Source organism: Halomonas sp. MES3-P3E, from assembly GCF_002836035.1.
Taxonomy (GTDB): Bacteria; Pseudomonadota; Gammaproteobacteria; order Pseudomonadales; family Halomonadaceae; genus Vreelandella; species Vreelandella arctica.
The window spans coordinates 32,319-48,029 of sequence record NZ_PJBT01000187.1; the positions used below are offsets into that span (position 1 = coordinate 32,319).

At 56.9% G+C, this 15,711-nt stretch carries 9 protein-coding genes; 7 read left to right on the plus strand and 2 right to left on the minus strand.

What is annotated here, in order from left to right; all coding sequences use genetic code 11:
- Positions 1 to 42: 42 nt before the first annotated feature.
- The 7 genes from CXF87_RS16885 to CXF87_RS16915 all read left to right on the plus strand — a co-directional run bounded on the left by CXF87_RS16885 (position 43) and on the right by CXF87_RS16915 (position 13,057).
- Positions 43 to 651, plus strand: coding sequence for a DUF2934 domain-containing protein (locus CXF87_RS16885; RefSeq protein ID WP_101147463.1), 609 nt, complete (start codon positions 43 to 45; stop codon positions 649 to 651).
- 101 nt (positions 652 to 752) lie between these two features.
- Positions 753 to 2,957 carry a glycogen debranching protein GlgX gene (glgX, locus tag CXF87_RS16890; RefSeq protein ID WP_198556123.1) on the plus strand — a complete coding sequence of 735 codons (2,205 nt, stop codon included), beginning with the start codon at positions 753 to 755 and terminating at the stop codon, positions 2,955 to 2,957.
- Positions 2,958 to 3,009: 52 nt separating this feature from the next.
- Positions 3,010 to 5,037 (plus strand): alpha-1,4-glucan--maltose-1-phosphate maltosyltransferase, encoded by a 2,028-nt coding sequence (locus CXF87_RS16895; RefSeq protein WP_198556124.1) that lies wholly within the window; start codon positions 3,010 to 3,012, stop codon positions 5,035 to 5,037.
- Positions 5,038 to 5,125: 88 nt separating this feature from the next.
- Positions 5,126 to 8,473, plus strand: coding sequence for a maltose alpha-D-glucosyltransferase (gene treS / locus CXF87_RS16900; RefSeq protein WP_101147464.1), 3,348 nt, complete (start codon positions 5,126 to 5,128; stop codon positions 8,471 to 8,473).
- Positions 8,466 to 10,700, plus strand: coding sequence for a 1,4-alpha-glucan branching protein GlgB (glgB, locus tag CXF87_RS16905; RefSeq protein WP_101147465.1), 2,235 nt, complete (start codon positions 8,466 to 8,468; stop codon positions 10,698 to 10,700). Before treS ends, glgB begins: the two co-directional genes overlap by 8 nt.
- 46 nt (positions 10,701 to 10,746) lie before the next feature.
- Positions 10,747 to 11,982 (plus strand): cation:proton antiporter domain-containing protein, encoded by a 1,236-nt coding sequence (locus CXF87_RS16910; protein ID WP_101147466.1) that lies wholly within the window; start codon positions 10,747 to 10,749, stop codon positions 11,980 to 11,982.
- A gap of 208 nt (positions 11,983 to 12,190) precedes the next feature.
- Positions 12,191 to 13,057: a DMT family transporter gene (locus CXF87_RS16915; protein ID WP_101147467.1), complete on the plus strand. Its 867-nt coding sequence runs from the start codon at positions 12,191 to 12,193 to the stop codon at positions 13,055 to 13,057.
- Positions 13,058 to 13,118: 61 nt separating this feature from the next.
- Here the strand turns inward: CXF87_RS16915 and CXF87_RS16920 are convergent, their stop codons facing one another.
- Positions 13,119 to 13,334, minus strand: a complete 216-nt coding sequence (locus CXF87_RS16920) for a DUF2798 domain-containing protein (protein ID WP_101147468.1) — start codon at positions 13,332 to 13,334, stop codon at positions 13,119 to 13,121.
- A gap of 97 nt (positions 13,335 to 13,431) precedes the next feature.
- On the minus strand, positions 13,432 to 15,615 hold the full coding sequence (locus CXF87_RS16925; protein WP_101147469.1) for an OsmC domain/YcaO domain-containing protein: 2,184 nt from the start codon (positions 15,613 to 15,615) through the stop codon (positions 13,432 to 13,434).
- Positions 15,616 to 15,711: the final 96 nt, after the last annotated feature.

Sequence of the window (15,711 nt, forward strand, 5' to 3'; positions counted from 1 at the left end):
CGTCGAAAACGAATTGTGACATAGCACATAGGATGAGCTGACATGACTGACGAAGAACGCGTGCGTCAACTGGCCTACAGCATCTGGGAAGCTGAAGGACGCCCCGAAGGCCAACAGCAACGCCATTGGGATAGGGCATTAAAGATCGTTGCCGCTGAGCAAGCAGCCGGTAACGACGCCGACTTGGAAGAAGTCGGTGAGCCTCTGGACGAAACACCTATCTTGGAGGAGGACTTGCCGCTAGAGGATGACGAGGTAGGCATCCAGGAGAACCGTTTACCGCTGGAAGACCCGGACGGCGACCCCGACTTCGATGAAGCTCCCTTTCGCGACGACACCTTAGTCGGGCAGGACGTGCCGGTACAGGATCGGGGCCATCCGCCCCAAGCGCCCACCGCCCCCGACGCTACAGCGAGTTCGATGGAACCACTGCCTGAGGACTCCGCCACGGTGGCGCGTACCCGCCGCCCGCGGCGTAGCAGCGACCCGCTGGCCGCTAGCAAAGAGACGAGCACAGCTAAGACAGCTAACACATCTAAGAAAGCAGGTAAGACGGCAACGGCTAAAAAGACAGACGCCAAGACAACGAAAAAAGCGACGCCACAGGCGAAGAAAACCAATACGCCTAAGACAAGCGACCCCGAGAGTTAAAAGCTGTTTTTAAAAACGGTCGTTAAAAAACGCTTGTTAACAAACAGACGTTAAAACGTTAGCTAACACCCAAGTGCCCGAATGGCCCAAGGATGAATGCAATGAATACAAGCCACGCCTCGCGGGACAGCGATAAGTCCGTTGCCGCCGACGAAACCCCAAGCGTTATGCGGCAGACACGTGTTCACGAAGGATCATCGTTTCCTTTAGGGGCGACCTGGGATGGGCTAGGCGTTAATTTCGCTCTGTTCTCGGCGAATGCCACGAGGGTTGAACTATGCCTGTTTGATGAAACCGGCGAACAGGAGTTGGCACGTGTAGAGCTGCCCGAATATACCGACGAAGTTTGGCATGGCTACCTACCCGACGCCCGCCCCGGCCAACTGTATGGTTACCGTGTACACGGCCCTTACGCCCCCGAGGAAGGCCACCGCTTCAACCCCAACAAGCTGCTGCTCGACCCTTACGCCAAACAGATTGTGGGTGACCTGCAATGGGATGAAGCACTATTTGGTTACACCATCGGCCATCCCGACGGTGATCTAAGTTTCGATGATCGGGACAGTGCACCGTTTATGCCGCGTTGCCGCGTGATCGACCCGGCCTTTACCTGGGGTCGCTCTCGGGATGTGCAGTTGCCTTGGGATCACACCATTGTTTATGAGACCCATGTTCGTGGGTATACCATGCGCCATCCTTCGGTACCAGAAGCGCTACGTGGCACCTTTGCCGGGCTGATGGTCAACGATGTGGTTGACTATATTCACTCCCTTGGCGTGTCGTCGGTTGAGTTACTGCCGATCCACGCCTTCGTAGATGATCAGCGCCTGTTAGAGCAAGGGCTGCGCAATTACTGGGGCTACAACACGCTCGGTTTTTTCGCCCCCCATTCGCGCTATATCTCTGGCGAAAGCATCAATGAATTTAAAGAGCTGGTGGCGCGTTACCATGCCGCCGACCTGGAGGTCATTCTCGATGTGGTCTACAACCACACGGCCGAAGGTAACGAGCTAGGTCCCACCCTTTCGCTTAAAGGCATCGACAACGCCTCTTACTACCGGCTGATGCCCGAAGAGCCGCGCTACTACATCGACGATACCGGCACGGGTAATACTCTTAATCTTAGCCATCAGCGTGTGCTGCAAATGGTCACCGACTCGCTGCGCTATTGGGCCACAGAAATGCGCGTCGACGGTTTCCGCTTTGATTTGGCGACCATTCTTGGCCGCGAACCCCACGGCTTCGACGAGGGGGGCGGCTTTCTCGATTCCTGTCGACAGGACCCTATTCTCAGTCAGGTTAAGCTAATTGCCGAACCTTGGGACTGCGGCCCCGGCGGTTATCAAGTCGGTGGCTTCCCTCCTGGCTGGGCAGAATGGAATGACCGCTACCGGGATACGGTACGCGCTTTCTGGCGCGGCGATGAAGGGCAGTTACCCGAGCTTGCCACCCGGCTCATGGCGTCAGCGGATTTCTTCAAACGGCGTGGCCGGCGGCCATTCGCCTCGGTCAACTTCGTGACGGCCCACGACGGCTACACCCTTTTTGATCTGGTGGCCTACAACGATAAGCATAACGAGGCGAACGGCGAGGACAATATGGATGGCCATGACCACAATTTATCGTGGAACCATGGCGTCGAAGGCCCTACTGACGATGAGGATATCCAGGCATTACGGCTGCGTCAGATCCGTAACTTTATCGCCACCACGCTGTTCTCCCAAGGCACGCCGATGCTACTGGCGGGCGACGAACTATTGCGCACCCAGCAAGGCAACAATAACGCCTACTGCCAGGATAACGAGATCAGCTGGGTGGACTGGAATCTCGACGGTGACGCCCACGCCATGATCGAGTACCTGCGGCGCGTGATCGCACTTCGGATGCGTTACCCCATCCTGCGGCGAGGTCGCTTCCTTTCAGGTGAATACAACGAAGAAATGGGGCTCAAGGAAGTGACATGGCTGGCCCCGGATGGCGCCGAAATGGATGTTGAGCGCTGGGAAGATACCGAGGCGCGCACACTCGGTCTTTTACTCGATGGTCGCGCGCAGCCTTCCGGCATACGCCGTGCGGGGGCCGATGTCACCTTGCTGCTAATTTTCAATGCGCACCACGAGGCCGTCGCTTTTCAACTACCGGCCGCCCCAAGCGGTAGCGGATGGTTATGCCGCCTCGACACCAGCCAAACCTGTGAGGAAGCCCCGTTCCAGCGCGCCTTTGGTGAGGAACATGTGTTGGAAGGTCGTTCACTGGCCCTGCTAGAGCTAGTGCAGCACAACGAAGGCGCCGTTACCTCGGTATAAGGCGGCGCGGATACCTTCGCTGTCGTTTTCGCGCTGCAAGGAGAAGCATGCGATGAGTTCACCTGTCTATCCCACGTCCGGGACTTTCCCGGCACAGAGTCAACACCAGAACCATGGCCTAGCGGCCACCCATGCCCCGCGCATTGCCATTGAAGCCGTCAGCCCTTCCCTGGATCAGGGGCGCTTTGCGACCAAAGCCATCGTTAACGAAACGGTAGTGGTGAAAGCCACCATCTTCGCCGACGGTCACGATGCGCTGGCAGCGGCTATCTGCTGGCACGACGATGAGGGGCAGCAACAGCGCGCGCCCATGAGCCAGGTCGAACCCCTCGGCCTGGATGTATGGGAAGGGAGTTTCACGCCTCACCGGGTGGGCCGCCATGGTTTTATTATTGAAGCCTGGTGGGATGTTTATGCCACTTATCACTACGAGCTTGCCAAGAAACACCAGGCGGGGGTACCCATCGGGCTCGAACTGGAAGAAGGCAGACGACTGGTGGAACAAGCCGCCGAGCGTAGCGAAGGAACGCTTTATGAATCACTGGCTGACCTCCTCGAGCAATTTCGGCTAGCGCAGAATGATGCTGACCGCGTCGCGCTGCTATTAGATGATGAAACGACTAGGTTGATGCACAAAGCGGATACTCGCCCGCATCTAACCAGAAGCGACGCCCTTTATCCGCTTGAGGTAGAGCGGCTTAAAGCAGGTTTTGCCAGCTGGTATGAGCTGTTTCCCCGCTCGGAAACCGACAATCCCAATCGCCACGGCACGTTCAAAGATGTACACAGGCGGTTGCCGTTAATTCGCGACATGGGCTTTGACGTGCTCTATTTCCCGCCTATCCATCCTGTCGGTCGGGCGTATCGCAAAGGGCCTAACAACAGTCTTGAAGCCGGGCCGAACGACCCAGGCAGTCCTTACGCCATTGGCAGCGAAGAAGGCGGACATGACGCCATCCATCCTGAGCTTGGCACCCGCGAAGATTTCCGCGAGCTGGTCCGTGTTGCCGCCGAACACGGCCTGGAGATAGCGCTCGATTTTGCCATTCAGTGTTCACCGGATCACCCCTGGTTAAAGGAGCACCCCGGCTGGTTCTCCTGGCGGCCCGACGGCTCGATTCGCTACGCCGAGAACCCGCCCAAGAAATATCAGGATATTGTTAACGTCGATTTTTACGCCGAAGAGGCGATTCCCTCGCTGTGGCTTGAACTGCGCAATGTGGTGCAAGGCTGGGTCGATGAAGGGGTGAAAATATTTCGGGTGGATAATCCGCACACCAAGCCGCTGCCCTTTTGGGAATGGCTAATCGCCGATATTCGCCAACGTGACCCTGATGTGATCTTCCTGGCCGAAGCGTTTACCCGCCCGGCCATGATGCTGCGCCTGGGCAAGCTGGGTTTCACACAGAGCTATACCTATTTCACCTGGCGCCATACCAAGGCGGAGTTAACCGAATACTTCACGCAACTCAATGAATCGCCCCTGCGTGACGGCTATCGGCCCAACTTTTTTGTCAACACACCGGATATCAATCCCTACTTTCTGCAATCGTCTGGGCGGGCGGGATTCCTGATTCGCGCGGCGCTGGCCACCATGGGGTCAGGATTGTGGGGCATGTACTCCGGCTTTGAACTCTGCGAAGGCGCACCGGTACCCGGCAAGGAGGAGTACCTCGATTCAGAGAAGTACCAGATTCGCCTGCGCGACTATAGCGCCCCCGGCAACATCATCTATGAGATCACCCAGCTCAACCGAATCCGGCGCGAGAATCCGGCGCTGCATAGCCATCTTGGGCTGACCTTCCATGCGGTACACAACGACCGTTTATTGCTCTTCGCCAAGCGCACCGAGCAAAGCGACGAGGCCATCTTGGTCGCGGTCAACCTTGACCCGTTTGAGCCTCAGGAGGGCGCCTTTGAGTTGCCCATGGCGCTATTCGAACTTCCCGACGAAGCGGCACTGCATGTGGAGGATCTCATGAGTGGCCGTCAATGGACTTGGCATGGCAAATGGCAATCGATGCGCTTAGACCCCGCCGTTATGCCGTTCGCCATTTGGCGACTTCGCCCGGTTCACTAGCTACCGGTTTACTAACAACGGTATTGGCTTGGAAGCCGCTAGTTCGTGTCAATTTTGACCTAATGATCAAAGCAGAGAGGGTAAGCCAATGATGGATGCCAGCAGCGAAACACACGCCGTCGAGGCGATGGATTTCCTCGATGACCCACTCTGGTACAAAGACGCGGTGATTTACCAGGTACACGTGAAGGCCTTCTTCGATGCCAACGACGACGGTATCGGCGATTTCGAAGGTTTGATTCAGAAGCTGGACTATATTGTCAGCCTGGGCGTTAACACTATTTGGATTTTACCGTTCTACCCCTCGCCGCGTCGCGACGATGGTTACGATATTGCTGAATACACCAGCGTTAGCCCCGATTACGGCACGCTAGAGGATGCCCAGCGCTTTATCAACGAGGCACACCGACGCGGCCTGCGCGTTATTACCGAGCTGGTCATTAACCACACGTCCGACCAGCACGAGTGGTTTCAGCGCGCGCGCCAGGCGCCAGTAGGATCACCAGAACGCGACTTTTATGTCTGGTCGGACACCGACCAGAAGTACCCCGGCACACGGATCATCTTTCTCGACACCGAATCCTCCAACTGGACCTGGGACCCGGTGGCTGGCGCCTACTACTGGCATCGTTTCTACTCCCACCAGCCGGATCTCAACTTCGACAACCCCGTGGTACTCGACGAGATTCTCAAGGTCATGGAGTACTGGCTCGATATGGGGGTGGATGGCCTGCGCCTGGACGCCATACCGTATCTGGTTGAGCGCGAAGGCACCAACAACGAAAACCTGCCCGAAACCCACGTGGTACTCAAGAAGATCCGAGCGGTGCTCGACGAGCGCTACCCCGACCGCATGCTGCTCGCCGAAGCCAACCAGTGGCCCGAGGACACCCGGCCCTACTTCGGCGACGGCGACGAGTGTCACATGGCGTTCCATTTTCCTTTGATGCCGCGCATGTACATGGCCCTGGCTCAGGAAGATCGCTTCCCGATTACCGACATTCTGCGTCAGACGCCTGAAATACCGGCCACTTGCCAGTGGGCGATCTTTTTGCGTAACCACGACGAACTGACCCTTGAAATGGTCACCGATAAGGAGCGCGACTACCTCTGGAATCACTACGCCGCCGACCGCCGGGCGCGTATCAACTTAGGCATCCGCCGCCGGTTAGCGCCGCTGCTGGAGCGCGACCGGCGTCGTATCGAGCTACTTAACAGCCTACTGCTCTCCATGCCGGGCACGCCGGTGCTCTATTACGGCGACGAAATTGGTATGGGCGACAATATCTATCTCGGCGACCGTGACGGCGTGCGTACGCCGATGCAGTGGTCGGTGGATCGCAACGGCGGCTTCTCTCGCGCCGACCCGGCCAAGCTGGTGCTGCCGCCCATTATGGATCCGCTCTACGGCTATCAAACGGTGAATGTGGAAGCACAAATTCGTGACTCGCACTCGCTGCTTAGCAATATGCGGCGGCTACTGGCGGTACGCAGTCAGCACCGTGCTTTCAGCCGTGGCACCATGCGCCCACTCTACCCCTCCAATCGGCATATTCTCTCCTACCTGCGTGAGATGACGCTCGACAATGGCGAAACAGAAACACTGCTGTGCGTAGCCAATGTGGCCAGCACCGCTCAGGCGGTAGAGCTCGACCTTTCCGCATTTGCCGGTCAGGTGCCGGTAGAAATGGTCGGCGGAAGCGCCTTTCCACCGGTGGGTAAACTGGCGTACCTGCTGACGCTGCCTCCCTACGGTTTTTTCTGGTTCTTGCTGGCCCCGGCTACCGCCATGCCGGAGTGGCATGTTCCTGTACCAGAGCCCATGCCGGATTACGTTACGCTGATTATCAAAAAACGCCTTGAGGAGATTTTTGAGGAGACGCCCAGACGGCTACTCGAACGTGAAACGCTGCCCAGCTACCTGCCTAAGCGACGCTGGTTTGCTGCCAAGCAGTCCCGTATCGAACACGTCCACCTACACCCCACCGGCCGTCTTGAGCACAGCGGGCACTCACTGCTGTTTACCGAGCTGGAGGTCAAACATGGCCAAGGTAGCGAGCGCTACCAACTGCCGCTGGCTTTCCTGGGCGAAGACGAGCAAAGCAATCCGCTACCCCAACAGCTCGCCATGGCACGGGTGCGTCGTTTCCACGAAGTCGGGCTGCTCACCGATGCAGTCACCCTGGATGCCTTTACGCTGGCGGTACTAGAAAACATGCGCCTAGGCACTGTGCTGCCTTATGAGAAAGGAGAAATTCATTTCTTGCCAACCGCCGCCTTCGCCGAACTGACGCTTCCCGAGCACCTCGAGGTGGTTCAGCAGAGTGCCGAGCAATCCAATAGCTCGGTGATCATCAATCATCAATTAGTGCTCAAGCTGTTCCGACGCTTGGAGCCTGGCCTCCATCCCGAAGCAGAGATCGGCAGCTACCTGACTGAGCGGGGCTTTATGCATACCGTGCCCCTGTACGGCGTGGTAACCCGGCTCGAAGAGGGCTCCACGCAGACGCTCATGATTCTGCAAGGCTTCATCGACAACCAGGGCGATGCCTGGTCATGGACGCGCAACAAGCTGGAACGTGCCATTCGTGAAGCGGTGGCGGACGACGAACGGGCAAGCGAGCCAAAAGCCGAAGCCCGCTACGGCGCCTTCGAGGAGTTGGCAGAGTTTGCCACTACCTTAGGGCGTCGATTGGGTGAGCTGCATATGGTGCTGGCGACGCCCAACGACGACCCAGCATTCACGCCCGAAGTCGCTGGTCTCTCCCATGTGCAGCACTGGACACAACGCGTGACGCAGCGTGTTGAGGAAGCGCTAAACGTGCTGGAGCAACACAAGAACACTGCCAACGAAGCCGAACAGCGGCTTGCCGACATTATTTTGGCTCGCCGCGCCACGTTGATGGATGCCATCAAAAAGATGGCGGAACTTGCCCAAGGCAGCCTACTCACCCGTATTCATGGTGATCTACATCTTGGCCAAGTTCTGGTGGCTCATGATGATGCTTACATCATCGATTTTGAAGGCGAACCGGCCAGGCCCTTGGAAGAGCGTCGCGCGAAGGATAGCCCGCTGCGCGATGTGGCTGGCATGTTGCGCTCCTTCGACTATGCCTATGCCAAGGTGGAGGAAGCCCGGCCCGGCGACAATGAAGGCGCCGATACACATACCGACACTAGCCATTCGGTGGTGGAGCAGTATCTGCTTAAAGGCCGCCAAGCCTTTCTCAACGCTTATTGGCTGGCCACCATGGAAATACCCCACGAGTGGAAGCAAGCCAGCGGAGCCGCCGCGGCGGTGGACCTGTTCGTGCTCGAAAAGACAGCTTACGAAATTGCCTACGAAGCCGCCAACCGCCCCGAATGGTTGGGTGTGCCGCTGCACGGCTTAGCTGCCCTCATCGAACAACTCAGCCCAGGAAAGCCACATGAATAATGTTATTCACACCCGCCCCCTTCTGGATCGCAGCTTGTGGTTGACTGAGGAAGACGCCAGTGCGCTAGCGCAAGGAACCCATCGCGATCCCTTCGCCATCCTCGGCATTCACAGTGATGGCAAAGGGCAGTTTTTGCGCGTGTTCCTACCCGGCGCGGTAGGGGTTGATGTACTCGACCGCGACGGCGGCAGTGTGCGTTGCTGCCTGACGGGCATGCAAATCCCTGGTCTATTCGCTGCCCGACTACCTCATGCGGCTCCCTATCTGCTGCGTATTCGCTGGCCCCAAGGCGAACAGCTAACCGAGGACCCGTATAGCTTCGGCCTGCTGCTGGGCGAAATGGATCTTTACCTGCTGGGCGAAGGCAATCATCGACAGCTGGGGCACTGCCTGGGTGCCCAGCCCATGACAATAGATGGCGTCAACGGCGTTCGCTTTGCGGTCTGGGCGCCGAATGCCCAACGTGTTTCCGTGGTCGGTAATTTCAATAGCTGGGACGGCAGACGACACATAATGCGCCTGCGCATCGCTGCTGGGGTGTGGGAGTTATTCGTACCGCGCCTTGGTCCTGGGGAGGCGTACAAATATGAGGTGGTCGAAGCCCACGGTGCGATTGGCCTGCGTGCCGACCCAGTTGCTTTAGCCACCGAAGCACCGCCCTCTACCGCCTCGGTGGTAGCTGATACCACCCCCTTTACCTGGCATGACGACGCATGGATCGCCCAGCGGCAAAATATCCATGACCCGACCCATCCAATAAGCATTTATGAAGTGCATGCTGCCTCCTGGCGCAAACATGGCGGCGACAACGGCGAACTCTATAGTTGGCGTGATCTGGCCGAGCAATTAATACCTTATGTGCTGGACCTGGGGTTCACCCACGTCGAGCTATTGCCCATTATGGAGCACCCGTTCGGCGGCTCCTGGGGTTACCAGCCGCTGAGCCAGTTTGCGCCTAGCGCCCGCTTCGGTAAACCTGCCGACTTTGCCTACTTCGTTGATGAGTGCCATCGCGCAGGGCTGGGCGTCATTCTCGACTGGGTGCCGGCCCACTTTCCCACCGACCCCCACGGTTTGGCACGCTTTGATGGCACCGCTCTGTACGAATATGAGCATCCTTTTGAGGGGTTCCATCAAGATTGGGACACCTATATCTATAACCTGGGAAGGCGCGAAGTACATGGCTTTATGCTCGCCTCGGCACTGCACTGGCTGCGGCATTTCCATGTCGATGCACTGCGTGTCGATGCCGTTGCCTCAATGCTCTATCGCAACTACTCCCGTAACGAAGGCGAATGGATTCCCAACCGCTTTGGCGGTCACGAAAACCTGGAAACCATCGACTTCCTGCGCCACCTCAATGACGTCATCAGTGAGGAAGTCCCCGGCACCATCGTTATTGCCGAGGAGTCAACTGCTTGGCCGGGTGTCACCCAGCCGACCAAGGAGGGCGGGCTGGGTTTTGCCTATAAATGGAACATGGGTTGGATGCACGACACACTGGAATACATCGCCAAGGACCCGGTATATCGCAACTACTCGCATCACGATATGACCTTTCCGATGGTCTACGCTTTCTCTGAGCACTACGTCTTGCCGATTTCTCACGACGAAGTAGTCCACGGCAAGGGGTCGCTGATCGGTAAGATGCCCGGCGATGAGTGGCAGAAGTTCGCCAATCTCCGCGCCTATCTTGCCATCATGTGGTCGCAACCCGGTAAGAAGCTGCTGTTTATGGGCTGCGAGTTCGGTCAGTGGCGGGAGTGGAGCCACGACCGTGAGCTGGATTGGTCCCTGCTCGCCGAAGCCCGGCATGCCGGTGTCCACCGCTTGCTGAGCGACCTTAACCGCTGCTACACCGAGTTACCCGCCCTGCACCAATGCGATAGCGAACCACGGGGGTTTACCTGGGTGGTGGGCAACGACAACACCAATAGCGTTTTTGCCTGGCTACGCTGGAGTGCCACCGGTGAGCCGTTGCTGGTGGTTGCCAATATGACCCCAATTCCACGTATGGGTTATCGGCTGGGCGTGCCGCTGACTGGGGGGTGGGAAGAGTGCCTTAACAGTGACGCGGAGTGCTATGGCGGTTCCAACATGGGCAACCTGGGTCGGCTAACCGCCGAAGACTCCCCCCTACATGGGCAAATCGCCAGCCTGGAGTTGACGCTACCGCCACTCGCGGTATTGCTGCTACGTCCGGCCGGCATGCCCAACACTGACTGAGGTGCTCAGCCCAAACACGACCTAAACCTGGTGGCAGTATAAGAATATGCACGAATTTAATATTGGATTATTAGTCGTTGCAGCTAGCGCCTTATTGCTAGGGCTATTATCAACACCGCTGAAGCGCGTCGGCTTGCCCGACTCCGTCAGTTTGTTGCTGGTCGGGGTGGTGTTGGGGCCTACCGGATTTGGGCTTCTTGATCCAGCGCAGTGGGGTAACGAAATGGCCATTTTAGAACAAGTGGCCCGCTTAGCCGTCGCCATTGGTTTGATGGGTATCGCGCTGCGGCTCCCCAAATCCTATATTTTTAACCATTGGCGATCGCTCTGCGTGTTATTGCTGGTGGGTATGCCGGTAATGTGGCTATGCAGCAGTGTTATAACCGGTTGGGCGCTTGGTCTGCCATTAGGAGCGGCGTTACTCATCGGTGCTGTGGTTACCCCCACAGACCCGGTGGTTGCCTCTACCGTGGTGACCGGGCCCGTTGCTAAAGAGAACCTGCCCGCTTATCTACGCCACATTATTTCGAGTGAATCGGGCGCCAACGATGGGCTGACGTTTATCTTTGTCATGTTTGCTGTGTTTTTGCTGACGCTACCCGCGGATCAATCGATCACCACCAATATATTGGAGGTGCTGGGAGGCGATATTTTAGTCGCACTGGTGTTAGGAACGATGGTCGGTTATTCGGTCGGCTTTGCCATGCGCAAAGCTGAAGAAAAAAACACCATCGACCAGCCCTCGATGCTAATGGTAACCACAGCGCTCGCGCTCACTACTCTCGCCGCGGTGAAGCTAGCGGGCAGTAACGGAATTCTCGCTGTGTTCGTAGCAGGGTTAGCATTTGATCAACAAGCTAACGCCTCAGAAAAGCAGGAGGAAGAAAGAGTGGTAGAAGGCGTGGACCGCTTTTTCACCTCTCCGATTTTCGTCTTGCTCGGTTTAATGATCCCCTGGCAAGCGTGGCTCTCCTTGGGGTGGCCAGCCCTGCTGCTGGTGATTGGTGTGCTTTTCCTGCGCCGCTTACCCATTCTGTTATTAGTAGGTGGCCATATTAAAGATCTTCCCAGCAAGCTGGATGGCAGTTTCACTGGCTGGTTTGGGCCGATTGGGGTCGCCGCGCTTTACTACGCGGCATTGGCCCATCATAAAACCGATGTTGCTGAACTCTGGCCCGTGGTGAGCTTGCTGGTAGTGTCGTCCATCTTGGTGCACGGGCTGACCGCCATGCCGTTTTCGCATCTCTATAGACAAATTAAGGGTTCCAGCGCTTCATCGTAAGAGTGCTCTCAGCGTTCTATTCGCTACTGGTTCTTTGGTTAACGCCATAGGCCACCTGGAGCGCTTTCGCATATCGGGATCAGCGTCTACTTTTAGGTGGCAAGATTAGGGTTTGCAGGTAGCAGACCAAGAGCATCATTAAGCAAAGGGAATGCGTGCAAACACCTATTACTCCTAGGTGTTAACGCTCAAGGACGAAAGGTGAAATATGGCAGGTGCCAGCAGTATGTTGATCGCGCTCGCGGCCTTCTTCTGGGGTATTTCAGGGGGAATCGCAGGCATTCTTTTAGACGGCGGCTGGGATGCCTCTGTCGTCTCTTTTTATCGTGGTTTTGTAGGGCTTCTCTGCGCGCTGGCGTGGCTTCTACTGCAACGCAGCCATAGCGGCTTAGCTAGTCGACAGCTGTGGTTCTGGTCGGTGGTGGCGGGCCTTGGCGTAGCGGGCAACTTCACTTTCTATTTCATCAGTATTGATCATGGCAGCGTGGCGGTCGCGGCTACCTTGATGTACTGCGCCCCAGTATTTGTTTATCTGATCTCCTTTGCCCTTAAGCTTGAGCGCCCCACCGCTGCCAAGTGGCTAGCCATCGTGCTGGTAATGGTGGGTGTGGTGCTGTTAACCAAACTGTATGCCATTAGTGCTAGCGGCCTCTCGTTGATGGGCGTAGCTACCGGGCTGCTTGCCGGGCTCTCTTATGCGGCCTTCATTTTTGGCTTTAAATACGCTGCACCCCATGGCAGCCCCCAGGCAATACTGACGATCGCCTTCGCGGTACTGGCCATCATGCTCGTTGTGCCAAGCGATACAGGGCAGATTGTGAGCGTCCTGGGCTCATCGGATTGGCCTCTATTTGTAACACTCGGCCTCTTAGGCGCAGGCGTGTCTTTTGTGCTTTATATCGCGGGGATCAAACGCACAACGCCTGCGCTCGCCTCCATGGTGGCCATGGTCGAACCCATCACGGCCACCCTATTTGGCGTTGCCGTTTTAAATGAAAGCCTGAGCATTATTCAGATAATCGGCATGGGACTGATCCTAGTGACCGTCACCGCGCTGAGCGTTACGTCAAGCTAGGCATAGTTCTTAGCAAGCGCTCTTTGTAAGCACTCTTTGCAAGCGACTAACCATTGGTTCGTTAGATCTTTTCGGCAATACGATGGGCTAATCTATGAATAAAGGGTCCGCTGATAAACGCGATGATCCCTGCGGCTGGCCACGCCAACAGCCATGCATGCATCCAAATGCCCACAAAGCCAGGGTGTGTGCCAATATTCACGTAGGTCACCCAGGCGGACATAATCAGCGATAGCGTAAACGACATGAGAATGGCGAAGATAATTCGGTGTTTCATGGGAAGTCCTTAACTACCGTTTCACGTGCCCTAAACCTACCCTGCTGGTACCGCCGCACCAGCAGAGAGGTTCACAATCACTGCCTGTGGCTGATGCTTAAATTCCCGCTTTTGCCGCCCGTGCCGCGTGTAGCTTTTTATAGCTCTCGGTTAAGCGCTGGTGGCGCTCCAAGCCCTCTAGTTGCTTGTTCGTCTGCGTTAGGCCGTGGAAGCGCACATTGCCTTCCACCGAGCCCACCACCGCGGCCATGGTCGCCTCGCCAAACATACGCTGGAAGTTAGGCAGGTAGTCGTCCAGTTCCAGCTCGTCGTCCAGGGCGATTTCCAACACCGCGTTAATCGCCTGATAGAACAGGCCTCGCTCGACGGTGTTGTCATTGTACTGCAGGAACATCTGCACGCAGTCCAGCGCTTCCTCATGACGCTGCAGCGCTAGGTAGACCAACAGTTTCAGTTCCAGGATCGTCAGTTGGCCCCAGACGGTGTTCTCGTCAAACTCAATGCCGATCAGGGTAATAATGTCAGCATGGTCATCCATCTGGCTCTCTTCCAGCCGCTCGACCAGATCAGTGAGCTGATCGTCGTTTAGGCGGTGCAGGTTGAGAATATCTTCGCGGTAATCCAAAGCCTTATTAGTGTTATCCCAGATCAGATCTTCAATCGGGTATACCTCCGAGTAACCCGGCACCAGAATGCGGCAGACCGGCGCACCCAGGTCCTCGTGTACCGCCATATACACTTCCGCACCCAACTCTTCAAAAATGCCGAACAGCGTCTCGGCTTCTTCATCATTGCTGCCAGAGAAGTCCCACTCGCTGAACTCGAAGTCGGGCTTGGCGCTGAAGAAGCGCCAGGAGACCACGCCCACCGAGTCGATAAAGTGCTCGACGAAGTTGTTGGGCTCGGACACCGTTTGCGAATTGAAGGTCGGCAGCGGCAGGTCGTTCAAGCCTTCGAAGCTGCGGCCCTGAAGCAGCTCGGTCAGGCTGCGCTCCAGCGCCACTTCAAAGCTTGGGTGAGCACCAAAGGAGGCAAACACGCCGCCGGTGCGTGGGTTCATCAGCGTGACGCACATCACCGGGAACTGCCCGCCCATGGAGGCATCTTTGATCAGCACCGGGAAGCCTTGAGCTTCCAGGGCATTAATGCCCTCCACGATGCTGGGGTACTTGGCCAGCACCTCTTGCGGCACGTCGGGTAGCGTCAATTCCTGTTCGAGTATCTCCCGCTTCACCGCCCGCTCGAAAATCTCCGAGAGGCATTGCACCTGGGCTTCCACCAGGGTATTGCCCGCGCTCATGCCGTTGCTGAGGAACAGGTTTTCGATCAGGTTGGAGGGGAAGTAGACCGTTTCGCCATCGCTTTGGCGCGTAAACGGCAGCGACACAATACCCCGGTCTTCACGGCCAGAGTTGGTATCGATCAGGTGCGAACCGCACAACTCGCCTTCCGGGTTGTAGATATCCAGGCAGTGCTGGTCGAGAATTTCTGCGGGCAGCTCGTCGTTCGGGCCCGGTTTGAACCACTTCTCATTGGGGTAGTGAACGAATGCACTGTTGGCGATCTCTTCACCCAAAAACTGGTCATTATAGAAGAAGTTGCAGCTCAGGCGCTCGATAAACTCGCCCAGCGCCGAGCAGAGCGCGCTCTCTTTGGTCGCGCCTTTGCCATTGGTAAAGCACATGGGGGACGCCGCATCGCGGATATGCAGCGACCACACGTGGGGCACGATATTGCGCCAGGAGGCGATCTCGATCTTCATACCCAGGTCCGCCAAAATGCCGCTCATATTGGCGATGGTCTGCTCCAGCGGCAGGTCTTTACCTTCGATGTAGGTGCTGCCCCCTTCCGGCGCGCCCATCAGCAGCGCCTGAGCGTCTTCGTCGATATTTTCGACCACTTCGATCTGGAACTCGGGGCCGGTCTGAATGACCTTCTTCACCGTGCAGCGGTCGATGGAGCGCAAAATGCCTTCGCGATCTTTTTCCGAGATATCTTCCGGCATCTCAACCTGGATTTTGAAAATCTGCTTGTAGCGATTTTCCGGGTCGACGATGTTGTTTTGCGACAGGCGAATGTTCTCGGTGGGAATATTGCGCGCGTTGCAGTACACCTTGACGAAGTAGGCGGCACACATGGCCGACGACGCCAGGAAGTAGTCGAACGGACCTGGTGCCGAGCCGTCGCCTTTGTAGCGAATCGGCTGGTCGGAGATAACCGTAAAATCGTCGAACTTGGCCTCCAGACGGAGGTTGTCGAGATAGTTAACTTTGATTTCCATGAGCGGGCATCCGGAGCAATGAGTGTGCCTAACAGTTGGCAGTAGGCGAATTGCGGCCCATTATCCAGTTTTTTGCCCGCTTCGTCTTGGTCAGTC